Source organism: Streptomyces sp. NRRL S-337 (assembly GCF_000720175.1).
In the GTDB taxonomy this organism is placed as follows: domain Bacteria; phylum Actinomycetota; class Actinomycetes; order Streptomycetales; family Streptomycetaceae; genus Streptomyces; species Streptomyces siderophoricus.
On sequence record NZ_JOIX01000024.1, the window covers coordinates 1 to 23818 of the forward strand.

The window sequence follows — 23818 nt, forward strand, 5'->3', positions numbered from 1 at the left end:
CCCACTCACCCGCACACTCCCCCAACGGGAGGGGACGGGCCGGAGGGGCCTTGTTCGTGGACGTAAAGCGACAGCAGTCCACGAACAAGGCCCCGCAGGACCGTCACCGCACCCACAACAAACCCAGCCCGCCGCAGGCGCAACGGCGAGAAACCACCGCGGCGGGAAAGACAGGTACGTGCGGGGGCGCCGCAAAGCGCAACCGCGAGCAACCCCCACGGCGGGAAAGACAACTACGTACGGGGCCGCCACTCCGGCAGTAGCGTCGTGAGGCCCAGAAGCGCCAGGCCCGCGCCGAGCCACAAGGGGGCTCGTAGGCCCGCGGAGGCGATGGCCAGGGCGCCGGCGGAGGAGCCGACGATGACGCCGAGGGTGATGAAGGAGGAGTGCACGGTGTTCATCAACGGGCCGGCGTTTCCGGTGCGTTGGACCCTCACGGCCATGGCCGGGTTCATCGTGACGCCGACCAGTCCGATCCCCGTCATCAGCAGCACGGCCGGTACGGCGCGGTCGGCGAGGAGGGCGAAGGCGGCGAGGAAGAGCGCGTTCAGCGTCAGCCCGACGATCTGGACGCCGACGGTGTGCCGGTCCGCCAGTCGCCCGACGACGGTGTTGCCCACGACGGTGGCGGCACCGTAGCCGAGGAGCAGCAGCGGCACGGTGCCCGCCGAGAAGCCGGTGACCTCGGTGAGCAGCGGGTGGAGGTAGCTGAACGCGGCGAAGGTGGCGCCGATGATCAAGGTGCTGGTGGAGAGCACCAGCCACAGCCGGGGCTTCCGGAAGGCCGCGAGTTCCTCCCGTACGCTGCCGCTCTCGGCCCGGCCGAGGCGCGGTACGCCGGCGAGGGTGGCGAGCGCGGCCAGCGCGGCGATGGCCGAGATCCCCCAGAACGCCGCCCGCCAGCCGAGGCGTTCCCCGACGACCGTCGACAGAGGCAGTCCCAGCAGGGTGCCGAGCATCAGCCCGTTCATGGCGACCGCGATGGCCCGGCCGCGGATCTCCGGGCGGGTCAGCTGGACGCAGAGCGAGACGGCCACGCCGAAGAATGCCTGCGAGGCGACCCCGGTGACGATGCGGGCGACCAGCATCACCCCGTAGTCCGGGGCGAGGGCGGCCAGCACGTTGCCGGCCAGGAATATCCCGAACAGCAGCATCAGCGCCGTCTTCTGGCGGAGCTTCAGTACGGCGACGGTGAGGAAGGGGCCGCCGACCGACATGGCCACCGCGAAGGCGGTGATGAGATAACCGATCTGAGGGACGCTCACCGCCAGTCCGGCGGCCATCTGGGGCATCAGCCCGGCCACCACGAACTCGCTGGTCACCATGGCGAAAACCCCCATGGCCAGCACATATACAGGGCGCGGCATGGTCATCTGGCCGTCCACCCCACCTTTCTGGACTGTTCGTTACATTACTTGGGCGGAGAGGACTGTAACGCATTTTGGATCGATCGTTTCAGAATGGGCGCGGTGGATGCTCCGGGGTCACGCGGCATCAAGGCGTCACCGGGCTCGCCGGCGTCACCTCACGGCGTCAGCCCCGCGGTTTGTCCCACACCAGCGAATAGCGCCACAGCAGGTGACGCCGGTAGCGGCTGCCCGGCAGGCAGGCGCGGGCGGCGCGCCGGACCTCGCCCCACGTCATGGCGCTGTCCACGACCGGCATGCCGGGCGGCCCGGACTTGCCGCCGTGACGGCGGGCCTGGATGCGGGCGGCGGGGAGTCCAGCACCGCTGACGAGCCAGTCCCAGGGGGTTTTGTTGGCCGCCAGCCCGACGACCACCAGGCGGCCGCCGGGCGCCAGCAGACCGGTCAGACGACGGGCCGCGGCGGGAAACTCCGTGTGGTGGATGACGGCCACGGCCGTGACGAGGTCGTAGCCGCCCGGCAGGGCACCGTCCGCCATGAAGTCGGCTGCCAGGAAGGTGGTGTTGGGGACTCCGGCACTGCTCTCGCGGGCCAGCCGCACCATCGCGGCGGAGCGGTCCACGCCGGTCACCTCGCCGATCCGCCGGGCCAGTTTGCGGACCAGCAGGCCGTCACCGCAGCCGACGTCCAGCGCCCGCGCGCAGCCGTCCGGCACGGCGTCCAGCACCAGCCGGTGGTAATGCACGTTGTGGTTCCAGTACGGATCCGGCGGCGCCGGTGCGTCGGTGAACGGCATCGGGTCACCCTAACCAGCCCGGCCGGTTCCCCGTGGTCCCATCGGGTGAATCCGTGCGTGCGCCGCAACCAGGCGGGGCATTCGCGGCTTCCGGAGGGTTGTCAGAGCTGTTCCGTTCCCGCGAGCCGTGGAGGTCCCGATGCCGCTCGACCGTCCCACTCCCCCGCCGTACGGCGCGGCACCGAACTACACGCTCGCCCCGCCGCGCGCCGAGGACCGTCTGGACACCCTCGCGCTGCCGCTCGATCTGCGGCTGCCGCCGCCCCGCCCGGAGGACCGGGTGCCGGGCGGGCCCTGGCGGGCCGATGACCGGCCGCTGCCGCCGCGTCCCGAGGAGCGGCTGCAGGGCCCGGTGGCACTGCCCGATCACCGGCGGCCGGACCTCCAGGCCGCACTGACCGCCGCCGGCATCGCACCGGAGGCCGAGGACGCGGTCGCGGTCGCGCAGATCGCGGGGCTGGGCGACGCCACGGTCCGGGCCGTCATCGGCTGGATCGAGGCGGCCGGCCGGGCGTCCTGGGCCCGGCCGCACGCCGTGTGACCGGCCGGCGCGAGGTGAGCGACCGGTCTGCGGGTCACCGCAGGCCGGGCAGGGTGCGCAGTTCGGTGACCTTGAGGAGCCGGGCGAGCGCCACGAAGAGCAGGGCCATGGTGAGGCCGCCGGCGGCCAGCGCCAGGACGGGGGCCCAGAAGTGCGGGACGGGGGCCCCGGAGCACGCCCGGGCCACGGCCCAGGCCGCCGCGCCGGCCACGGCGGCGGCGCCGGTCAGCTTGCCGTAGGTCCGGCACAGCCGGCGGCCGTCGAGGCGCCCGGAGAGGCGCCTGCGCAGCAGCAGCGCGGTGAGCAGCAGCCCGGCCCCGTACGCGACGGTGTAGGCGGCGGCCATGCCGGTGACCGCCCAGCGGGCCGGCAGCAGCAGGTGGCAGGCGGTGGCCAGGGCGATGTTGAGGGCGGCAATGGCGGCGCCCGTCCAGAACGGCGTACGGGTGTCCTCGAAGGCGTAGAAGCCGCGCAGCAGCAGGTACTGGGCGGAGAACGGGATCAGGCCGAGGCCGAACGCCTGCAGCATGTGGCCGGCGGGTGCGGCCGAGGCGGCGTTCACCGAGCCGTGGGCGAAGAGCAGTTGGGCGGCCTGCGGGCCGAGCACGACGAAGAAGAAGGCGGCCGGTACGATGAGCACGCCGCTGACGCGCAGGGCCCGGGAGAGGTCGTTGCGCAGGTCGTCCAGGCGGTGCTCGGCGACCGCCCGGCTCATCCGGGGCAGCAGGGCGGTCACCAGTGAGACGGTCACGATGGACTGCGGCAGCGTCCAGATGGTCTGGGCGTAGCTGTAGGCGGTGTATCCGACGCCCGCGGTGGGGAGTTGCCGGTCGGCGGTGCCGGCGTAGTGCGTGACGACGGTCATCGCGGCCAGATTGGCGAGCACGAACAGCAGCGTCCAGCGGGCCGCCGCGATGCTCTTGCCGAGGCCGCTTCCCCGCCAGTCGAAGCGCGGCCGGAAGCGGAAGCCGGCCGCGTGCACGAACGGGACCAGGGCCAGGGCCTGCAGGGCGATGCCGCCGGTGGTGGCGAGGCCGAGCAGATCGATCTGGCCGGGGGTGATGTCCTCGATCCGGTCGGGTCCGGCCAGCAGCCCGAGGTAGAGGCCGAACATGGCGATCAGCACGACGTTGTTGAGGACCGGCGTCCACATCATCGCGCCGAACTTGCTGCGGGCGTTGAGGACCTGGCCGAGGATGAAGAAGAGTCCGTAGAAGAAGATCTGCGGGAGCAGGAAGCGGGCGAAGACGACGGTGAGTGCGAAGGCGGCGTGGGTCCGGGGCGTGTCGGGGGTGTAGAGCGCGACGATCTGCGGGGCGGCCCACACCGAGAGCAGGGTGCCCACCGCGAGCACGCTGAGGACGAGGGTGACCAGCCGCTGCTCGTGGGCCCGGCCGCCGTCCGGGTGCTCGGCCCGGGCCCGGACCAGCTGCGGTACGAGCACGGAGTTGAGGGCGCCGCCGATGAGCAGGGTGTAGAGGCTCATCGGGACGACGTTGGCGGTGTTGTAGGTGGTGGCGAGCAGTCCGGTGCCGAGCGCGGCCGCCTGGAGGCCCTGCCGGAACACTCCGGTGGCGCGGGACGCCACGGTCCCCACCGCCATCAGGAGCGAGGAGCGGGCCAGCCCGCCCGCGGGTTCCTCCTTGGCCGGGGTCTCCTCACCGGCGGATATCTCCCGGCCGGTCAGGCGCAGTTGCATGGTGTCGTCCGATGTCCCCTCGATCATGGGGACAATCTATGCCGCTCCCGGCAGCGGTCGTGCGCGGTCGGGGTCGAGGAGCGGGGCGAGCAGATCGCCGTGGGCGGCGCAGCGGGGGGCGATGTCGCTGAAGAGGAAGGTGAGTTGGGCCGGGTCGGTGCAGTCGGCCACCTCGTCCCAGGTGACGGGGGTGGAGACGGTGGGGGTGGCGCGGGCGCGCAGGGTGTAGGCGACGGCGGTGGTCTTGGCGGCGGAGTTCTGCGAGAAGTCGATGAAGACCTTCCCCGGGCGCAGCGACTTGGTCATCTTGTGGACGACGAGGTCGGGCAGGGCCCGGGCGGCCTCGACGGCGAGGTGCCGGGCGTAGGCGGTGACCCGTTCGGAGGGGGCCGGCTCGATGGGCACGATGAGGTGCAGCCCCTTGGAGCCGCTGGTCTTGGCGTGTACGTCCAGGCCGTCGGCGGCCAGCCGGGCGTGCAGCCATTGGGCCGCCAGGCAGCACTCCACGATGGTGGCGGGCTCACCGGGGTCCAGGTCGAACACCAGCCGGTCGGCGATGCCGGGCGCCCGGCACGTCCATTGCGGGGTGTGCAGTTCGACGACCAGGTTCGCGGCCCAGACGAGGGCGGCGAGGCCGTCGATCACGACCTGCCGGGTGGGTCCGGACGTCGAATGGGGGACCTCGCAGGTCTTCACCCAGGAGGGCGTGCCGGGCGGCACGTTCTTGGTGAAGAAGCGCTGGCCGTCGGGCCCGTCGGGGTAGCGCAGGAAGGACAGCGGCCGGTCCCGCAGGTGCGCGAGCAGCGCGTCCGCGGTGGTGGTGCAGTAGTGCAGCACCTCACCCTTGGTGGTGCCGGTCTCCGGATAGAGGACCTTGTCCAGGTTGGTCAGCGAGAGGCGCCGCCCCTCCACCATGGTGATCGGCGACATACGATGAGAATCCCACACAAGGGATGAAATATGCGTTCTATCTGGAATGGGTCAATTTCCTTCGGACTGGTCACCATCCCCGTGAAGACGTACAGCGCCACGGACCGGACCTCGTCCGTCTCTTTCGTCCGCATTCACGAAAAGGACGGTGCGCAGATCCAGTACCGCAAGATCTGCGAGCTCGATGGCGAGGAAGTCCCGAACGAAGAAGTGGGCAAGGGCTACCAGCCGCCGGGCGACGACATCATCGTGCCGGTCAGCGACGACGAACTGTCGCGACTGCCGGTGCCGACGTCCAAGACGCTGACGATCCTGTCCTTCGTCGACCCCGGCGAGATCGACCCGCTCCAACTGGACAAGGCGTACTACCTGGGCCCCAACGGGGCGGCCGCCACCAAGCCGTACGCCCTGCTGCGGGAGGCGCTGGAGCACCACCGGAAGGTCGCGATCGGCAAGGTGGCGATGCGCGGCCGGGAGTCGCTGGCGATGCTGCGGGCGTACGAGGGGGCGATCGTGATGCATGCGCTGCTGTGGCCCGACCAGATCCGGCCGGCCTCCGGCGTGGCCCCCGAGGCCGTGCAGGTCCGCGAGAACGAGCTGTCGCTGGCCGAGACCCTGATGGACTCCCTGGGTGAGCTGGACCCGGCCGAACTCCACGACGAGTACCGGGAGGCCGTGGAGGAGCTGGTCGCGGCCAAGCTGGAGGGCGAGGAACCGGTCGCTCCCGCCGCCCCGGGCCCGTCCGCCCGGGTCTTCGATCTGACCGCGGCGCTGGAGAAGAGCGTGCGGGCGGCGCGGGAAGGGCGGACGGATGGCGCGGAGGGCGAGGCGGAGTCGGCGTCCGTGACACCGATCCGGGGGCGGAAGACGGCGGAGAAGGCCGCGGCCAAGAAGACACCGGCGAAGAAAGCACCGGCGAAGAAAGCCGCCGCCACGAAATCCACGAGGGCGAAGTCCACGGCCACGAAGTCCACGGCTGAGAAGTCCGCCCCGGAGAAGAGCGCCGCGAAGAAAAGCACGGCGGCGAAGACCGGAGCGGCGAAAAGCGCGACGCCGAAGCCTGCGACGGCGAAGAGCACGGCGGGCAAAAGCGCGGCCAAGAAGAGCGCCGCGCAGAAAAGCACCGCCAAAAGGGGCACGGCCAAGAAGTCCGGCTAGGCCCTTCACCCGCGGCGGGCCCCGGCCGCGCGCTTTCCCCCTCCCCCGCCCGTTCTAGAGTTTCGGTATGGCTTCAGACGAGGGGACCACCCGTATCGACAGCTGGATCTGGTCCGTGCGGCTCACCAAGACCCGTTCGCTGGCCGCGGCGGCCTGCCGGGCGGGGCACGTACGGGTCAACGGCGAGCGGGTGAAGCCGGCGCACGCCGTGCGCAGCGGCGACGAGGTGCGGCTGCGGCACGCCGGCCGGGAGCGGATCGTGGTGGTCTCGCGGCTGGTGCGCAAGCGGGTGGGCGCGGCCGTCGCCGCGGAGTGCTTCGTCGACAACAGCCCGCCGCCCCCGCCCCGCGAGGAGGTCCCGCTGATGGGCATCCGCGACCGCGGCACCGGGCGTCCCACCAAGCGCGAGCGGCGGGAGATCGACCAGCTGCGGGGCCGCGGCGTCGAGTGACTGCGCGGGTTCCTCAGGCGTCCGGGAGCGCGTCGAGGTAGACCCAGGCGCCGTCCTGACGGACGAAGCGGCTGTGCTCGTGCTGGCTGTCGGCGTGGCCGTGCAGGGTGTAGTGCGCGCGGAATTCCACCGTGCCCTCGGTGTGGAAGGCGCTGCCGCCGGTGGCCCCGAGGATCTCCAGCCGGGTCCAGCGCTGCGCCGGTTCGAGGTCGAGGGCGGCCGGCCGGGTGGACGGGTGCCAGGTGCGCAGAAGGTAGCCGGTGTCGCCGACGGCGAAGGCGCTGTAGCGCGAGCGCATCAGCCGCTCCGCGGTCGGGGCGGCGGCGCTGCCCTGGTGGAAGGGGGCGCAGCAATCGCCGTAGGTGGCGGCGCGGCCGCAGGGGCAGGGCGCGGCGGGGGTCACGGCGGCGGGGCGGCGCGGCGGGCCGGCCGGCTTCTTCTTGGACTTCGGCACCCCACGATTGTGCCGGGTCGGCGGGGGCGGTTCGTGACGCGCCGGGGGTGCACGGGGGGCCGGGCGGGCGGTGGTGACGGACACGCCGGGGCGACACGCCCTGAAGCTGCGCCCATATAGGGAATTTCAACGACAAATCACCCGTTTGCGGCTTCTTATGGCTTGATGCGACCTGTGAGTCTGGAAGAACTCAAGGTGACCGTCCCCACCACCCAGGAGAGAACACCCCATGATTCTGTCCATTTCCGGCGTCGTCCTGCTCGGTGTCATCGTCTTCCTGTTCTTCCGCAAAGACGGCCTCAAGTTGTCCCACGCGCTGGTCTCCGCGCTCTTCGGGTTCTATCTCGCGAGCTCCGCCATCGCGCCGAGCATCAAGGCCGGCGGGGCGAGCCTGGCGAGCCTCCTCGGGGGGATCAAGCTTTAGGGGTGCCTCCCCCGGGGGTGCCCCCTGGGGTCTCCCCTTGGGGTCCCTCCCGATGAGCGGCCAGGGTGCGGGGCGGCCGCCACGCGCCGCCCGCCCCCGGCCCGCCGCCCGACCGAGCTCCTCCGACCACCGCACGAGCACCTGGAGACGATGTGGCCCGGCGTCCTCTGCCCCGCATCCTGACCGACCGCGTACCGCTCGCCCGTGTGGCGCAGAGCGTGTCGCTCCTGCGCGGGCGCGATTTCGCGCGCAGCGCCGCCGACGGCGCCTCGGACGTGTTCCACCCGCTGATCACCATCGGCCGGGGGCTGCGCCGGCTGGCGGTGGCCGCCCGGGGACGGTGGGCCGAGACGCCCAAGGAGCAGCGCGGACCGGCGCTGTTCTTCATCGGCGCGTGCGTGCTGATCGTGGCGCTGGTGCCGTACGGGCCGCTGCTGGCGCTGATCGCGACGATGATCGCGGGGGCCTGGGCGGGGCGGGAACGCGTCCCGGTGGAGACCGGCCCCAGCGAGGCGGAAACCGAGCGGCTGCGGGCGCTGTACGAGGCGCTGGTGCCGTATCTGGCCGCCGAGGGCGACCCGAGTCCGCTGTACGCGCCCGGCGGCGACTGGACGGGGGCCTTCCCCGAGTACGCCTTCGACGACGGGCGGCTGGCGCGGCTCCGGCTGAAGTACCCGCCGTACTTCACCGATGGTGAGGACCAGTCCCGGGTCCGCATCGAGCAGGTGCTGTACGCCAAGGCCGGCCGCGGCCGGGAGTACCACTTCGCCTGGGACGAGCTGACCAACCAGCTGACCGTGACCGCGCTCGCCGCGTTGCCGACCGACATCGCCGCGCAGCGCTTCGTCACCTCGCCGGGCGAGACGGTGCTCGGGTTCACCGACGCCGACGCGGTGCGGCGGACGCTGCCGGTCGACGGCGAGGCGGGGACCCGCGACGCGCCCCCGGTGGTGTGGCGCACCGGCCAGCGCTCCACGGAGCCGCATCTGCTGGTCATGGGGCCGCCGGGCGCCGGCAGTACGACCCTGTTGCGCTCGATCGCGCTGCAGGCGCTGCAGCACGGCGAGTTGCTGGTCGTGGACGGCGGCGGCGCCGGCGAGTTCGGCTGCCTGGCCGGCCGCCGGGGCGTGCGGGGCGTGGAGAGCGGACTGGCCGGGGCGCTGGCGGCGCTGGAGTGGGCCGCGCAGGAGACCGAGCGGCGGCTGGTCACCGCGAACCACGCGCGGCAGGCCGGCCGGCCCGTACCGGAGGATGTCCGGCGGCCGCTGTGGATCCTGGTGGACCGGCCGTCGGCGCTGACCCACCTCGCGTCCGCGGAGGGCCGGGACGATCCCCAGCGGTGGCTGCAGGTGCCGCTGCGGCACGGCCGGGCGGCCCAGGTGACGGTGGTCGTGGCGGAGCAGTTCGAGAACGCCGAGCTGCTCGGCGAGGCCGTGCGGGCGCACACCAAGGCGCGGGTGGTGCTCGGGTCCGCCACGGCGGAGGAGGTGCGGGCGGTGCTCGGGGCGCCACCGCACACCACGCCGACGGCGAACGTGCCGCCGGGGCGCGGCTACGTGCGGCTGGGGACCGCCGAGGTGCTGCGGCTGCAGGTGCCCGCGACCCCCGACCCGCTGGACGAGGCGACCGGCGAGGCGCACCGGCAGGCCGTGCTGGCCCTGCTGCCGGAGCGGGCGGTCCCGGCCGGCGAGGAGCCGCCGGGGGACGCGTCGGCGGCCGCCGCCGAGCCGGTGGGGCCGGCGCCCCAGGTGTCGATCGTCAAGGGCGGCGAGTCCCGGACCGCCCGTGGCGGCTCGGTGGAGGCACTGCGCGCGGAGGGGTGAGCCCCTTACCACGCCCGGCAGTTGACGGGTCGTCAGGCCACGAACGAGTGCCGTGGTTCGGTGTCCACCGGCGCGCCGGTGGCGACCAGTCGCGCGGCGCCCGCCAGCCGGACCGCGGCCTCGTCGGCGACCGCTCCGCTGACCGTGAACGGCAGCCGCACGAAACCCTCGAAGGCGCCGTCCACGCCGAACCGCGGGCCGGAAGGCACCCGTACGCCCAGCCGCTCCCCCGCCTCGGCGATCCGCGAGCCGGACAGTCCGCCGGTGCGCACCCAGAGCGTGAGGCCGCCGTGCGGCACGCTGAACTCCCAGTCCGGGAGGTGGCGGTGGAGCGCGGCGACGATGGCGTCGCGGTTCTCCCGGGCCTGGTCCCGCCGGATGCCGACGGCCTGCTCCCAGCCGTCACCCTCCAGCAGTGAGGCGATGGCGAGCTGTTCGAGGACCGGTGAGCCGAGGTCGGAGTAGGCGCGGGCGGCGACCAGGCTGCGGATGATGTCGGGGGCGGCGCGCACCCAGCCGATCCGCATCCCGGCCCAGAACGCCTTGCTCGCCGATCCGACGGTGATCACCGCGCTGCCGGCCGGGTCGAACGAGCAGACCTGCGGCGGGGATTCGGTCCCCGGGTCGAGCCGGAGCTCGGTCATGGTCTCGTCGACGACGAGCAGGGTGCCGGCGGAGCGTGCGGCGTCGACGAGGCGGCGGCGCTGGTCCTCGGTGGCGAGGGTGCCGGTGGGGTTGTGGTAGTCGGCGACGACGTACGCCATGCGCGGCGCGGCGTCGCGCATCACCTGGCGCCAGACGGGGATGTCCCAGCCGGCCAGCCGCTCCCCGAGGGCGACCGGGACGAGCCGGGCGCCGGCGTCCCGCATCAGCTGGAGGATGTTGGCGTAGGAGGGCGAGTCGACGGCCACCCGCTCGCCGGGGCTCGTACAGAGGCGGCAGATGGCGGCGACCGCGCCCATCGCGCCCGTGGTCACCATGATCTGTTCGGGCATGGTGGGGATGCCGCGGGCGGTGTAGCGGTCGGCCAGGGCCTGGCGCAGCACGGGCAGGCCGGCCGGGTAGTCGCCGTGGGTGTGGGCGTAGAGCGGGAGGTCGCCCATCGCGGCCTGGACGGCGCGGGTGAGCCAGGGCTCGGGGGCCGGGAGGGCGGCGCAGCCGAGGTCGATCATGGAGCCGGCGGCCTCGGGGGGCAGGGGCTCCAGGCCGCGGGTGGGCAGCGGGTTGCCGGCGGGGACGGCGGTCCAGCTGCCGGAGCCGCGCCGGGACTCCAGGAACCCCTCGGCGCGCAGCGCTTCGTAGGCGGCGGCGACGGTGGTGCGGCTGACACCGAAGGCGGCGGCCAGTTCGCGTTCGGCGGGGAGCCGGGCGGCGACCGGTATCCGGCCTTCGAGCACGAGGAGGCGGATGCCGTCCGCGAGGCCGCGGTAGGCGGGCAACCGGCGTCCGCCGCCCGCGAGTTGGACCTCGCGGGAGTCCTGCGACCGGAGCAGCCGGGCGAGTTGGGGCGCGCCGACGGCTGAAGTCCACTGAGCCATGAAGATCAGTCCACCTTCCCGCAATTGGCTCTACTTCGTGAGCCCGGACATGCCACATGGTGTCATGCCTCGGTCCAATCCTGCCATGAGGGGGAATTTTCGTGTCCATGACGAGGGAGTCCGGCTCGCCGCGCGGAGTACTGGCGCGCCGGCTGGTCCAGCTCTACACGGGGCTGGTGCTGTACGGCGTGAGCATGGGGCTGATGCTCCGCGCCGATCTGGGCCTGGAGCCCTGGAGCGTACTGAACCAGGGCATATCCCGGCACACGGGTCTGTCGATCGGCACGGTCACCGTCGTCTCCGGCGCGCTGATCCTGCTGCTGTGGATCCCCCTGCGCCAGCGCCCCGGTCTGGGCACGGTGTCGAACGTGGTGATCCTCGGGGTCGTGATGGACCTGACCCTGGCCCGGGTCCCGGAACTGTCCTCCCTCGGCGCCCGCATCCCGCTGCTCGCCTTCGCGGTCGTCCTGAACGGCGCGGCGACCGGCCTCTACATCGCGGCCCGCTTCGGGCCCGGTCCGCGCGACGGCCTGATGACCGGGCTGCACCTGCGGACCGGCCGCCCGGTGCGGCTGGTGCGGACCTGCATCGAGGTGACGGTGCTGGCGGCCGGCTTCCTCCTCGGCGGCTCGATCGGCGTCGGCACGGTCCTCTACGCCCTGGCCATCGGCCCGCTGGCGCAGTTCTTCCTCCGCCGCTTCGCGATCTCCCAACCGACCCCGGCGCCGTCCCGGGTGGTGGCCCGCTCCGGGACTTCACCTGAGCGCGCGATACTGCCGGAGTGACCCCCGCGATACGCATCCGCCACTCCTACCTGGACCACCCCGCACCGCTCCCCTTCGCCCACCGGGGCGGGGCCGCGGACGGCCTGGAGAACACCGCCGCCGCCTTCCGGCGCGCGGTCGGCCTCGGCTACCGCTATCTGGAGACCGATGTGCACACCACGTCGGACGGCAAGCTGGTGGCCTTCCACGACCCGACCCTGGACCGGGTCACCGACAGCCGCGGCGCCATCGCCGAGCTCCCCTGGCGGGCCGTGCGCCAGGCCCGGGTCGACGGCCGCGAGCCGCTCCCGCTCTTCGAGGAGCTGCTGGAGGAGTTCCCCGAGGCGCGCTGGAACGTCGACCTCAAGGCGGAGCCCGCGCTGGAACCGCTGCTGGACCTGCTGCGCCGTACGCACGCCTGGGACCGGGTGTGCGTGGGCTCGTTCTCGGAGGCCCGGGTGGCCCGGGCGCAGCGGCTGGCCGGCGGCCGGATGGCCAGCTCGCTCGGCACCCGCGGTGTGGCCGGCCTGCGGATGCGCTCGTACGGACGCGGGGCGCTGCCGCTGGACCGGCTGCTGGGCGCGGCCGTGCGGCGCAGCGCGGTCTGCGTCCAGGTCCCCGAGCGGCACACCGGCATCCCGGTCGTCGACGCGCTCTTCCTGCGCGCCGCGCACGCCCTGGGCATGCAGGTCCACGTCTGGACCGTCAACGACGCGGATCGGATGAAGGCCCTGCTCGACCTGGGGGTGGATGGCATCATGACCGACCAGATAGAGACGCTGCGGACGGTGCTGACCGAGCGGGGGAGCTGGGTCTGACGCCCCCGGGCCGTCCGCGGTGCAACGGGGACGGGAAGACGGGGGTGGGCGTGCGGAGCGCAGAGGCCGTGGCCGGGGTCGTCGACGAGACGGCCGACCGGCGCCGCGAGCAACGCGGCTGGTACTGGTACGACTGGGCGAACAGCGTCTACTCGACGAGCGTGCTCACAGTCTTCCTGGGCCCTTACCTGACGTCGGTGGCCAGGGCCGCGGCGGATCCGCACGGTTTCGTGCACCCGCTGGGCGTCCCGGTGCGCGCCGGCTCCTTCTACGCGTACACGGTGTCGGTGTCGCTGCTGCTGTCCGTACTGGTCATGCCGCTGGCCGGGGTGCTGGTCGACCGGACCGGCCGCAAGAAGCCGCTGCTGGGCGCTTGCGCGTACACCGGCGCAGCGGCGACGACCGGCATGTTCTTCCTGGGCGGTGACCGCTATCTGCTGGGCGGGGCGCTGCTGGTCGTCGCGAACGTCGGCTTCGTGGTGTCGTCGATGCTCTACAACTCCTTCCTGCCGCAGATCGCGACGCCCGACGAACGGGACGCGGTGTCCTCGCGGGGCTGGGCGTTCGGCTATGCCTCCGGGGCGCTGGTGCTCGTCGCCGATCTCGTCCTCTACGGCGCGCACGATTCCTTCGGCGTCTCCGAGGGCGTCGCCGTGCGCATCTGTCTGGCCTCGGCCGGGCTGTGGTGGGGCGCGTTCTCGCTGATCCCGCTGCGGCGGCTGCGGGACCGGCGGGCGGCGACGGCCCCCGGCTCCGGCGCCCAGCCCGATCCCGGCCGCGCGGAGACGGGCGGCGGTCCGCTCGGCCAGGGCTGGCGCCAGCTCCGGGGAACCCTGCGTGACATGCGCCGCCACCCGCTCACGCTGTCGTTCCTGCTGGCCTATCTCGTCTACAACGACGGCGTGCAGACGGTGATCACCCAGGCGTCGGTCTACGGCTCCGAGGAGCTAAGGCTGGACCAGACGACGCTGATCATGGCGGTCCTCCTGGTGCAGGTGCTGGCCGCGGCGGGCGCCCTGCTGATGGGCCGGCTGGCCCGGCGGTACGGCGCCCGGCGGACAATCCTGGGCTCGCTGGCGGCCTGGACGCTGACGGTCGCGGCCGGCTGTGTGCTGCCCGCGCGGGCGCCGGTGTGGTTCTTCGCGCTGGCCGCCGGCATCGGGCTGGTTCTGGGCGGCAGTCAGGCACTGTCCCGGTCGCTGTTCTCGCATCTGGTCCCGCGCGGCAAGGAGGCGGAGTACTTTTCCGCGTACGAGATGAGCGACCGCGGCGTGAGCTGGCTGGGCCCGCTGGTGTTCGGGATGGCCTACCAGCTGTCGGGGAGCTACCGGGCCGCGATCGTGTCCCTGGCAGCGTTCTTCGTGATCGGTTTCGTCCTGCTGGCGAGGGTGCCGGTGGGGCGTGCGATCGCGGCGGCCGGGAACCCGGTACCTGACCGGATTTAGCCCCGGGGCGCGCGGGCCGGTAGTATACGCCTTTGGCTCACCAGGCGGACCGTTACTGCGCGCTCAAGGATGGAAGGCGCTGGGTGACATCTGCTGCCAGATGTGACAAACCGGGCGCCGGTGGGTACAACAAGGGGCGGCACGACGGGCGACGCACATGTCCCGATTACGGGAATCTTCACCGCCGACCGGACGTTGACCGGATGACGACGACAGCGACACCTGTCCTGTGGGCGACAAGCCCGGGAGGCACGATTCATGAGTGAGCGAGCTCTCCGCGGCACGCGCCTCGTGGTGACCAGCTACGAGACCGACCGCGGCATCGACCTGGCCCCGCGCCAGGCGGTGGAGTACGCATGCCAGAACGGACATCGATTCGAGATGCCGTTCTCGGTCGAGGCCGAGATTCCGCCGGAGTGGGAGTGCAAGGTGTGCGGTGCACCCTCGCTCCTGGTGGATGGAGACGGCCCTGAAGAGAAGAAGGGTAAGCCCGCGCGTACGCACTGGGACATGCTCATGGAGCGGCGCACCCGCGAGGAGTTGGAGGAGGTGCTGGCCGAACGGCTGGCGGTCCTTCGCTCCGGGACCATGAACATCGCGGTGCATCCGCGCGACAGCAACCGCAAGTCCGCCTGACGGCACGACCTGCGGCCGCAACACCAGGCGTAAGGGCCGGGGCCACTGCACTTGTGCGGTGGCCCCGGCCCTTGCCGTCTCCGGCGTGCGCCGGACCGGCTCCTCGGCCGGTCGGCTGCTCAGCCGGTCAGCGGCGGATCCTGGCGGCGCGGGGGTGGGGGCACCTCCCTGCTCCTTAAGAGCTTGGGGGAGGCTCGTCGTCGCGGATCACCTCACCCTGGACGACCTTGCCGTCCGGCCGGTGCATCCGGGCCTGCTGGAAGGCGTCACCGAACGACCCCGGAGCGTAGGAGACCGGCCGGTTCAGCAGCTTCTCGGCCCGCCGCCGGATCAGCCGGCCGGTGGGCGGGAAGAGGCAGAGCAGCCCGAGGACGTCGGAGACCAGCCCGGGGATCATCAGCAGCAGACCGCCGGCCATCGGCAGCGTATTGCCGCCTGCCTGGCGGTCGTTGTCCGGCGACGCCGGCTGCTCGGCGGCCGGATCGGCGCCCTGCCGGAGGCCCTCGGTGAGGTTCTGCCAGGCGCGGCGGCCGGCCCGCTTGATCACGTACCCGCCGACGATCACCCCGGCGACCAGCAGCAGGAAGACGGTCAGGCCGTTGGTGGCCCCGGCGACCAGGGTCAGCAGCCAGATCTCCAGCACCATCCAGGCGGCGATGCCCAGGGGGGCGAACCTGCGGGCGCGCGAGCGCTGGGGCGGGCGGGGACTCGGCGGGGGCATGGCTCCGAACGTCATGCCTCAAGTGTGCCTGGCGCGCCCCGCCGGACCGCCCGCGGGCGACGGGAACGGATCATGTCCGGCCCCGGGCGCCGGGGTCAGCGGCCGCGGAGCTTGTCCAGCCGGGAGCCGACGCCCCAGGCCGTCACCCGCCACAGCGCCTCGACGACGATGTCCCGGCTCATCTTGCTGTCGCCGTGCTCCCGTTCGACGAAGGTGATCGGCACCTCGACGACGTGGTAGCCGGCCTGCACCGCGCGCCGGGCGAGGTCGACCTGGAAGCAGTAGCCCTGGGAGGCCACCTCGTCGAGCCCGAGCCCCTGGAGGGTCTCCGCGCGGAAGGCGCGGTAGCCGCCGGTGATGTCGCGCAGCGGCAGGTCCAGCACCAGCCGGGAGTACGTGCTGCCGCCGCGGGAGATGAACTGGCGGTACTTGGGCCAGTTGACGGTCCGGCCGCCGGGCACCCAGCGCGAACCGAGGACCAGATCGGCGCCCTTGAGGGCGGTCAGCAGCCGGGGCAGTTCCTCGGGCTGGTGCGAGCCGTCGGCGTCCATCTCGACGAGCACGCCGTAGCCGTTGTCGATGCCCCACCGGAAGCCCGCCAGATAGGCGGCGCCGAGCCCTTCCTTGCCCTTGCGGTGCAGGACGTGCACCTGCTCGTCCTCGGCGGCCAGTTCGTCGGCCAGCTTGCCGGTCCCGTCCGGGCTGTTGTCGTCCGCGACGAGGACGTGCGCCTCGGGGACGGCGGCCCGCACCCGCGAGACGATCGGCTTGATGTTCTCCGCCTCGTTGTACGTCGGGATGATCACCAAGGTGGTGCCGAGCGGACCGTACCGCCGCTGACCGTCTGTCACTGCTGCCCCTTCTCGTCCTTCGTACGCCCGCGCCGGCCGCCGATCACCGCGGCGGCACAGGACAGAAGGCCCACGATAGCGAGCGCCCATTCAGGTGCGGCGCCGACGCGGTCGGCGAGCGTCGTTTCGTTCCGCAGCGGGATGCGGGCCGAGACCACGCCCTGGGTGAATTCCGGGATCCGGCGGGTGACCGTGCCGTCGGGAGCGACCACCGCGCTGATCCCGCTGGTGGCCGCGGTGACCACCGCGCGGCCGTGCTCGACGGCACGCAGCTTGGACATCGCCAGTTGCTGCTCGGGCTGGCCGGTGCGCCCGTAGGTGGCGTTGTTGGTCTGGATGACCAGGGCCCGGGCGCCGGCGCCGACGGTGTCGTGCACGATCTCGTCGTAGGCGACCTCGAAGCAGATGACGTCGCCGAGCTTGGCGGGGCCGACCTGCAGCAGACCGGTGTGGTCACCGGGATAGAAGTCGCGCGGCACCCGCTGGAAGCGCGTGATGATCTTGCTGAGCTGCTCCCGGAACGGCACGTACTCGCCGAACGGCACCGGGTGCTGCTTGGTGTACGAGGCGCCCGGCCCCTTCTTCGGGTCCCAGACGATGCCCTCGTTGAAGACGTAGCCCTTCTTGGACGGATGGTCCACGAGGGCGCCGACGAGCACGGGCACCCCGATCGCCTTGACCGCCTCGTCGATCCGGTCGTACGCCTGCGGGTACTGGAACGGGTCGAGGTCGGAGGAGTTCTCCGGCCAGATGACCAGGTCCGGCTTCTCGGCACGGCCGGCCTTGATGTCGGCGGCGAGCTTCTCGGTGGCCGTGGCGTGGTTGTCGAGGATCTTCATCGGGCGGCCCAGGAAGTCCATCCCGGCCTGCTGGACGTTGCCCTGGACCACGGCGATGTCGACGGTGTCGTCGGCCTTCGTGGGGACCGGCACCAGCACCCCGGCGACGGTGACCGCGGCGGCCAGCCCGAACGCCTCCAGCGCCGGTACGGCCCGGCGCACCGAGCCGTTGCCGCGCAGCCCCCACAGGACGGCGGCGCAGGCCGCGAGCAGCGTGCCGGCCAGCGCGACCGCGAAGGTCACCAGCGGGGCGCCGCCGAGCGCGGCGAGCGGGGTGAACGGCGAGCCGGTGTTCGCGAAGGCCAGCCGGCCCCAGGGGAAGCCGCCGAACGGCAGCCGGTCGCGGGCCCATTCCTCGGCGACCCACAGGCAGGCGCCCCACAGCGGCCAGGCCGGCAGCCTGGAGGTGAGCGCGAGCCCGGCGCCGAGCAGCGCGACGAAGAGCGCCTCGGCGAAGGAGAGGCCCACCACCGCGTCCCAGCCGACGACGTGCAGCCACTTGAGCAGGATCAGGAAGAACGGCAGCCCGAACACCAGGCCCGTCCAGGCGCCCTGGCGGGCGGTCCGGCCGCGGGTCAGCAGGGCCAGCGCGGCCACCGCCAGCGGCGACAGCGGCCACAGGTCGTACGGCGGGAAGGCCAGGCCCAGCGCGACGCCGGAGACGACCGCGAGGCCGGTGCGCAGCGCCTCCCGGCGGGCCAGGGAGAGCAGGCGGCGGGCCCGTCCCGGGCGCGCGGGGGCGGCCGGGGCGCCGGTCGTGGCGGGCGGCACCGCGCGGCCGGGCGAGGGGCCGCGCACGGCTTCTTGGGTGGTGTCGGAACCCGACGGCACGGTCACGGGCCTTCCTGCAGCAGGTCATGCGTATGTGAGCTGACCGTACATCGGATGACCGGAATCGTGGGTGCGGGGTGCGCAGAAGGTGAAGAACACGGAAGACGGGTGCGGATCGGGGCCCGGGCGCCCTTCGGGCCGACCTGGGACCCGCTGGCTGCGGGTCGACCGAGAGCCGTTGTCTACTGAGCGTCCGGGCCCCACCCGGGTCGCACCTGCCGACCAGCCGAAACCCTCCGTCGCCCCGTACCGCTGGTGCTGGACCTGGCTCCCAGTGGTGGTGTGCCGCGGCGCACCGCCCCATGGCCCAGCTGCGTTCGACGACTGCGCGGAGGTCTCCCGGTCGGACGTCCTGTGGTGGACTCGGCCGAACCTACCGGCCGCCGACCGCCTGCTGTCAACAGGTGCTCCGCCTGCGTCGTTTTCGCGTCGTCCCAGGTCAGCAACGAGCGGCCCCTGGTGGGCCGAGTAGCAGCAAGCACGGGCCGCGAAGGGACCTGCCCACCCGATGTCACTCGTTCGGCGGCCCGAAGACCGTGCGGCCGCCGACGACCGTGCGCAGGCACACCGGGAGGTCCCGGCCCGGCGTGAGATCGGGCAGGCCGGGGGTGCCCGAGCGGGGGTCGGTGGACCAGCGCTCCACCCGCTCGTCGGGCGCCTGGACGACCAGCTCGCCGGTGCGCCAGACCGCGTAGTCGGCGGGCGCGCCGGGGACCAGGACGCCCGCGTCGTCCCTGCCGACGGCCCGCCAGCCGCCCCGGGTGTGGGCGGTGAAGGCGGCGCGGGCGGAGATGCCGTGGGCGGGGGTGCGGTGGAAGACCGCGGCGCGCACGGTGCCCCAGGGGTCGAGCGCGGTGACCGGGCTGTCGGAGCCCAGGGCGAGCGGCACACCGGCCTTGAGCAGCGCGGCGTACGGGTTGAGGGTGGCCGCCCGCTCGGCGCCGAGGCGGGCGGCGTACATACCGTCGGTGCCGCCCCAGGCCGCGTCGAAGGCGGGCTGGACGGAGGCGGTGAGGGCCAGCTCGGCGAAGCCGGCGATGGTGGCCCCGGTGAGCATCTCGGCGTGTTCGACGCGGTGCCGGGCGGCCCGGACGCGGTCCGTTCCCACCCGCTCGGCGGCGGCGCGTACGCCGTCGACGATGCTGGTCAGGGCGGCGTCGCCGATGGCGTGGAAGCCGGCCTGCAGGCCGGCCTCGGTGCACGCGGCGACGTGGGCGGCGACCGCGTCGGCGTCGAGCTGTGCGGTGCCGGTGTGGTCGGCGTCCGCGTACGGGGCGTGCAGATGGGCGGTGTGCGAGCCCAGCGAGCCGTCGGCGAACAGATCACCCGCGGCGCCGATCGCGCCCAGCTCGCGGATCCGCTCGGCGTCCTTTGCGGATGCGACCAGCTCGGCCCAGTAGCCGACCACGCGGGGGCCGGTCCCCTGCCGGGCGAGGGCGAGGAGTGCGGTGAAGTCGTCCTCCCCGGAGATCTCCGGGCCGGCACATTCGTGGATGCTGCCGATGCCGAGTGCGGCGGCCCTGGCCAGTGTGGCGGCCTGGGCCTCGGCGCGCTGGGCGGGGGTGACGGTGGCGAAGGCGGCGCGGCGGGCCGCGTGGTGGGCGTCGCCGGTCAGCGGGGCGTCGGCGCGGAACCCGGCGCGGTCGCGGATGCCGGGTACCAGGTCCAGCAGGGCGGTGGTGACGACGGCGGAGTGCACGTCGACCCGGGTGAGGTAGAGCGGCCGGCCGCCGGTGGCGGCGTCCAGTTCGGCGCGGGACGGCGGGCGGCCCTCGGGCCAGGCGCTGGCGTCCCAGCCGTGCCCGAGCAGGATCCGGTCCGCCGGGCGGGCGTCGGCGTGGGCCCGGATCCGGGCCAGCGCGTCGGACAGCGAGGTGGCGCCGAGCAGGTCGAGGCCGGTGAGCGCGAGCCCGGTGGCCGTGGTGTGCACATGTGCGTCCGTGAACGCCGGGGTGACCAGCGCCCCGTCCAGCTGGACGACCTCGTCGACGCCGTCGGCGAAGGAGTCGGCCGCGCCCTCCTCACCGACCCAGGCGATGCGGTCACCCTCCACGACCATGGCGGTGGCGAAGGGGTCGGCGGGACTGTGCACCTCACCGCCGCGCAGCAGAACGGTACGGGGGGAAGCCGGGTCGGGGATGTGCTCGCTCATACCGGACAGTCTGGCCCCTGCGCGGGCACGCTCCGCACGCAGGGGGCACCCGAGGGTGTCCTGCCGGTCAGATGCGCGGCGGGCGGGACTCGTACGGGGTGGACAGCACGACGGTCGTGCGGGTCGAGACGCCGGCGAGCGTGCGGATGCGGGTGAGCAGGTGTTCCAGTTCGAGCGGGGTGGCGACCCGGACCTTGAGGATGTAGTTCTCGTCGCCGGCGACGCTGTGGCAGGCCTCCAGCTCCGGGACCTCGGCGAGCCGGTCGGCGATGTCGTCGGGGGCGCTGGGGTCGAAGGGTTTGACCGAGATGAAGGCGGTGAGCGGCAGGCCCACGGCTTCCGGGTCCACGATCGCGGCGTAGCCGCGGATCACACCGCGCTGCTCCAGGCGGCGCACCCGCTGGTGCACCGCCGAGGTGGACAGGCCGGTCGCCTTGCCCAGGTCGGTGTAGCTCATCCGCCCGTCCTTGACGAGCAGATCCACGATTTGTCGGTCCAACTCCTCCACCCGTTCAACCTACTGTGCGCGGGCGCGTATGCGCATCGTGCGCCGGATCGTGGACACCCCCGCGCCCTGTCGTGTGACCAATGCCACACGGGTGAACCCGTGTCCGTGGGGCGGTCGCGATTATGCGCGCGGCATGAAGGGAATTGCTGGTGGTGGCCAGGACCGCCCGTCAAGGAAGTCAGCGGTCCCCGCGGCCCACCCGAGGGGGATGGACATCATGCGACGCCTTCAGCAGGACTCCGCCGCCGCGAACATCGGCGCCCAGGAGGGCGACAGTTCCGGCCTCACCGGCGACGACGATGCGTACGACGCCTTCGACACCTTCGAGATCTACCGGGTGACCTGCCCGGACTGCCTGCAGCCGATCGCGCTGCTGGCGGACGAGGACGCCCTCCCCGAGCACGCGCTGTGCCCGACTCCGTGGAACCCGTTCGGGCTGACGGTGTGCCAGGGTTCGGGCCGTCCGGTGGCCGAGGCCCCGGAGACCGAGGACGCGCTGGACGCCCAGGAGCAGGACGCGGCCGTGCTGCTGACCCTGCCGGAGGGCCTGGACTGGCGCCGCCAGCCGTTCTCGCACATCGGCGGGCCCGGCACCCGCCCGCTGCGGGTGCCGCGGATGCGCCACAGCGCCTGACGTCCCGCCCGCGGCCGTCCGGCGGCCGCGGTGTTCCTCGTACGCGTACCGGGGCCGGGGCCCGGCTTCAGTGGCTCACCAGTACCGGCCCTCGATCATCGCCGCCAGGCTGTCCCGGTGGAGGATCAGCGCATCGGCGTCCTCCGGCACCGGCACCTCCCCGAAGTGCACCTGGCGGTAGGCCACTCTCAGCATCACGACGGCATGCCGCAGCGCCGCGTAGAGGGTGTGGAATTCCATGTCGCGCGGGGTGTGCCCGGTGAGCCGGGCGTAGCGGCCCTCGACGGCGTCCCGGCGCAGGAAACCGGGCAGGCCCCGTTGGCCGCTGCCTTCCGTGAGGTCCTGGAAGAAGCGGTGGAGGTAGATCATCCAGCCCAGGTCCAGTTCCCGGGGCCCGAGCGCGGCCATTTCCCAGTCGAGTACCGCGGCGGGTTCGAAACCGTCGTAGACGATGTTGCCGATCCGGGCGTCGCCCCAGGTCAGCACGGTCTCGCCGGGATCGGCGGGCCAGTGGTCGGCGAGCCAGGCGAAGCCGCGCTCGATCAGCGGTGATCGGGGTGTGTCCGCAACGACCCAGGCGTAGTAAGCGCGTTGGGCCGCGACGTGCCGCCGCAGGGCGCTCCCGGGCCCGGCGGTGGCCAGGAAGCCGGCCTCGGCGGGCGGGACCTGGTCGTGGAGCCGGGCGAGCACCCCGACGCTGGCGGCCTCCAGCCGGTCGCGTTCGGCGTCGGTGGCTCCGGAGAGCCAATTCCCCTCGTACGTATAGGGCATGACGTCCGGCGGCACCCGGCCGTCGGCCCGGGCCATGACGAAGAACGGCGCGCCGAGGTGCGCCGGGTCCTCCTCCAGCCAGAGGGTGCGGGGCACAGGGAGGTCGGTGTGCGCGGCGACCAGCCGCATGGTGCGGTACTGGCGGGGCATGTCGTAGCGCGGGAAGACGGTGTAGGCGGCCGGGTCGGCGGCCAGCCGCAACGCGCAGCGCATGGGGGTCCCTCCCTGCTCGAGCGAAGCCGAAAGCTTGGGGGACGGCGGGTGAGCGTGCTCGATGTCGAAGAGCAGCGTCTCGCTGGACATGCCGTTGGAGCCGGGGACGGTGGTGTGGGTGGCGCGGGCGCCGGGGAGCCGGGTGCCGAGCCAGGCGGTGAGCCGGGAGGTGAGCTCGTCGGGGTCGCGGGTGGTGGTACGGGGCCGGGGCGCTGTGCTCATCGGTCCGCCTCCGGGGCCACCGCGGCGTAGCCGGTGAAGCCGCTGGGGTCGTGGCGTCCGAAGCTGCCGTGTTCGAAGATCCCGTAGCCGGTGCGGCCGTCGAGGGTGAAGCGGGCGGCGTGGTCGGTGACGCCGTAGGCGGCATGGGGGTGCGCCGCCGGGTCCGTCAGGTCGTACCCGCGGCGGTCGGTCCAGCCGCGGCCCCGCCAGGTGCCGTGCTGCCAGTCGTCGACAGGAGATGCGGGGGGATAGCCCGCGCCGACGGCCAGGGGTGAGGAGGTGAGGATCTCGGCGGTGAGGTCCAGTGGTTCGCGGGCCGGGCCGGTGAGGTGGACGACCGCGCGCTCGGGGTGCCTGGTGCCGGGGCGGTAGGTGATGTCCGTGTGGGGCCAGCCGAGTTGGACGTCGGGGCGGTCCGGGCGGACCTGCCGCGCCTCGTTCAGGGTGCGGTACCCGTCGGCGTCCTCCTGGACGATGACCATGACGAACCGGTCGTCGAAGCGGACCGGGCACCAGATCCAGTGGAAGCCCTCGGTCCGCAGCTCCTCCCCGGCCCGTCCGGGGTCCTCGCCGGGGATCGGCCGGACGCCCCAGCTGCGGTCGCGGGTGCCGGTCCACTCCCCCGCCGTGACGGCGATCTCCTCCCCCGCGACGCGGATGCGGCCGGTGCAGGTGCCGGCCTGGACGAACCGCCGGGCCTGGAGCGTGAGCCGGTCGCCGCGGTACTGCGTGTGGTGCGGTTCCCAGGTCGCCGGGAAGGCCGCGGTCCAGGTCAGGTCGTACGCCAGGCCGTCCGGGTCGGCGGGGTCCGCGGCGCAGGTCAGCCGCAGCCGGGCGAGCGGCTCCTCGACGGTGATCGCGAGCGGGCCGACGGTGAGCGCCATCCGGTCGTCGGTGAGCGCGTCGGAGGCCCGTACGGCGTGCAGCCGGTCGCCGAGGCGGAGGGTGGTGTAGGCGTCGATGACGCCGGTGTTGGGGTAGACGCCGAGGCCGGCGATCAGCAGGGCCCGTCCCGAGTGGTCCAGGACGTGGAAGATGCACCGGTCGTAGGCGTTGCGGTCGCCGGTGGCGACGTGCCGCAGGGAAAGCGGGACCTGGTGGATCGGGTATTCGTCGAGCGCGATGGGACGGTCGGACACTTCTCCTCCTGGGCGCTCGGGCAGGCCGGGCACCGCCTGGACTCGCGGGCCGCGGCGGGGAGTTGACGGTACGTCAGCTCGGCGCGGACGGCC

General features: G+C 73.1%; 23 protein-coding genes. 10 read left to right on the plus strand and 13 right to left on the minus strand.

What is annotated here, in order from left to right:
• Positions 1-233: 233 nt before the first annotated feature.
• Both IG62_RS0118940 and IG62_RS0118945 read right to left on the minus strand, forming a co-directional pair.
• Positions 234-1367, minus strand: coding sequence for an MFS transporter (locus IG62_RS0118940; RefSeq protein WP_030804051.1), 1134 nt, complete (start codon positions 1365-1367; stop codon positions 234-236).
• A 166-nt stretch (positions 1368-1533) separates the two neighbouring features.
• Positions 1534-2163: a class I SAM-dependent methyltransferase gene (locus IG62_RS0118945; protein WP_030804054.1), complete on the minus strand. Its 630-nt coding sequence runs from the start codon at positions 2161-2163 to the stop codon at positions 1534-1536.
• A gap of 139 nt (positions 2164-2302) precedes the next feature.
• Here IG62_RS0118945 and IG62_RS46430 point away from each other — a divergent pair, with 139 nt between their 5' ends.
• A complete protein-coding gene (locus IG62_RS46430) occupies positions 2303-2704 on the plus strand; it encodes a hypothetical protein (protein ID WP_158795058.1) in 402 nt (133 codons plus the stop codon).
• Positions 2705-2738: 34 nt separating this feature from the next.
• On the opposite strand, the gene murJ is transcribed toward IG62_RS46430, so the two are convergent.
• Both murJ and ligD read right to left on the minus strand, forming a co-directional pair.
• Positions 2739-4430 (minus strand): murein biosynthesis integral membrane protein MurJ, encoded by a 1692-nt coding sequence (gene murJ / locus IG62_RS0118955; RefSeq protein WP_078872083.1) that lies wholly within the window; start codon positions 4428-4430, stop codon positions 2739-2741.
• 9 nt (positions 4431-4439) lie between these two features.
• Entirely contained in the window at positions 4440-5333 is an 894-nt protein-coding gene (ligD, locus tag IG62_RS0118960) for a non-homologous end-joining DNA ligase (protein WP_030804063.1), read from the minus strand.
• A gap of 81 nt (positions 5334-5414) precedes the next feature.
• Here ligD and IG62_RS0118965 point away from each other — a divergent pair, with 81 nt between their 5' ends.
• Both IG62_RS0118965 and IG62_RS0118970 read left to right on the plus strand, forming a co-directional pair.
• Positions 5415-6491, plus strand: coding sequence for a Ku protein (locus IG62_RS0118965; RefSeq protein ID WP_420711073.1), 1077 nt, complete (start codon positions 5415-5417; stop codon positions 6489-6491).
• 67 nt (positions 6492-6558) lie between these two features.
• Positions 6559-6942, plus strand: a complete 384-nt coding sequence (locus IG62_RS0118970; protein ID WP_030804069.1) for an RNA-binding S4 domain-containing protein — start codon at positions 6559-6561, stop codon at positions 6940-6942.
• A 13-nt stretch (positions 6943-6955) separates the two neighbouring features.
• Here IG62_RS0118970 and IG62_RS0118975 read toward each other — a convergent pair whose 3' ends face one another.
• On the minus strand, positions 6956-7396 hold the full coding sequence (locus tag IG62_RS0118975) for a YchJ family protein (protein ID WP_030804071.1): 441 nt from the start codon (positions 7394-7396) through the stop codon (positions 6956-6958).
• Between the two features lie 229 nt (positions 7397-7625).
• On the opposite strand from IG62_RS0118975, the gene IG62_RS0118980 reads away from it, so the two are divergent.
• Entirely contained in the window at positions 7626-7820 is a 195-nt protein-coding gene (locus IG62_RS0118980) for a hypothetical protein (protein WP_030412631.1), read from the plus strand.
• A gap of 152 nt (positions 7821-7972) precedes the next feature.
• A complete protein-coding gene (locus IG62_RS0118985) occupies positions 7973-9643 on the plus strand; it encodes an ATP-binding protein (protein WP_030804073.1) in 1671 nt (556 codons plus the stop codon).
• Positions 9644-9675: 32 nt separating this feature from the next.
• On the opposite strand, the gene IG62_RS0118990 is transcribed toward IG62_RS0118985, so the two are convergent.
• Positions 9676-11181 (minus strand): PLP-dependent aminotransferase family protein, encoded by a 1506-nt coding sequence (locus IG62_RS0118990; protein ID WP_030804075.1) that lies wholly within the window; start codon positions 11179-11181, stop codon positions 9676-9678.
• 107 nt (positions 11182-11288) lie between these two features.
• On the opposite strand from IG62_RS0118990, the gene IG62_RS0118995 reads away from it, so the two are divergent.
• From IG62_RS0118995 to IG62_RS0119010, 4 genes are all read left to right on the plus strand, one after another.
• Positions 11289-11966 (plus strand): YczE/YyaS/YitT family protein, encoded by a 678-nt coding sequence (locus IG62_RS0118995; protein WP_030804078.1) that lies wholly within the window; start codon positions 11289-11291, stop codon positions 11964-11966.
• On the plus strand, positions 11963-12763 hold the full coding sequence (locus tag IG62_RS0119000; protein WP_030804080.1) for a glycerophosphodiester phosphodiesterase family protein: 801 nt from the start codon (positions 11963-11965) through the stop codon (positions 12761-12763). The genes IG62_RS0118995 and IG62_RS0119000 overlap by 4 nt, the downstream gene beginning before the upstream one ends.
• Positions 12764-12813: 50 nt before the next feature.
• A complete protein-coding gene (locus tag IG62_RS0119005) occupies positions 12814-14208 on the plus strand; it encodes an MFS transporter (RefSeq protein WP_420711074.1) in 1395 nt (464 codons plus the stop codon).
• 258 nt (positions 14209-14466) lie between these two features.
• On the plus strand, positions 14467-14844 hold the full coding sequence (locus IG62_RS0119010) for an RNA polymerase-binding protein RbpA (RefSeq protein WP_026170122.1): 378 nt from the start codon (positions 14467-14469) through the stop codon (positions 14842-14844).
• Between the two features lie 175 nt (positions 14845-15019).
• Here IG62_RS0119010 and fxsA read toward each other — a convergent pair whose 3' ends face one another.
• The 5 genes from fxsA to IG62_RS0119035 form a co-directional block, all read right to left on the minus strand.
• Entirely contained in the window at positions 15020-15580 is a 561-nt protein-coding gene (gene fxsA, locus IG62_RS0119015) for an FxsA family membrane protein (protein ID WP_030804086.1), read from the minus strand.
• A gap of 80 nt (positions 15581-15660) precedes the next feature.
• The gene (locus IG62_RS0119020) at positions 15661-16416 is read right to left on the minus strand and encodes a polyprenol monophosphomannose synthase (protein ID WP_030804088.1); all 756 of its coding nucleotides are present in this window, start codon (positions 16414-16416) and stop codon (positions 15661-15663) included.
• On the minus strand, positions 16413-18086 hold the full coding sequence (lnt, locus tag IG62_RS0119025) for an apolipoprotein N-acyltransferase (protein WP_037838623.1): 1674 nt from the start codon (positions 18084-18086) through the stop codon (positions 16413-16415). The genes IG62_RS0119020 and lnt overlap by 4 nt, the downstream gene beginning before the upstream one ends.
• A 511-nt stretch (positions 18087-18597) precedes the next feature.
• Complete coding sequence (locus tag IG62_RS0119030; RefSeq protein ID WP_030804093.1) at positions 18598-20238, minus strand: amidohydrolase; 1641 nt, start codon at positions 20236-20238, stop codon at positions 18598-18600.
• Between the two features lie 67 nt (positions 20239-20305).
• The gene (locus tag IG62_RS0119035; RefSeq protein WP_030804095.1) at positions 20306-20746 is read right to left on the minus strand and encodes an Lrp/AsnC family transcriptional regulator; all 441 of its coding nucleotides are present in this window, start codon (positions 20744-20746) and stop codon (positions 20306-20308) included.
• Positions 20747-20954: 208 nt separating this feature from the next.
• Here IG62_RS0119035 and IG62_RS0119040 point away from each other — a divergent pair, with 208 nt between their 5' ends.
• Complete coding sequence (locus tag IG62_RS0119040) at positions 20955-21380, plus strand: hypothetical protein (RefSeq protein ID WP_030412642.1); 426 nt, start codon at positions 20955-20957, stop codon at positions 21378-21380.
• Between the two features lie 75 nt (positions 21381-21455).
• On the opposite strand, the gene IG62_RS0119045 is transcribed toward IG62_RS0119040, so the two are convergent.
• Positions 21456-22586 (minus strand): phosphotransferase family protein, encoded by a 1131-nt coding sequence (locus IG62_RS0119045; RefSeq protein ID WP_030804097.1) that lies wholly within the window; start codon positions 22584-22586, stop codon positions 21456-21458.
• Positions 22583-23725 carry a hypothetical protein gene (locus IG62_RS0119050; RefSeq protein WP_030804099.1) on the minus strand — a complete coding sequence of 381 codons (1143 nt, stop codon included), beginning with the start codon at positions 23723-23725 and terminating at the stop codon, positions 22583-22585. The genes IG62_RS0119045 and IG62_RS0119050 overlap by 4 nt, the downstream gene beginning before the upstream one ends.
• Positions 23726-23818 lie beyond the last annotated feature (93 nt).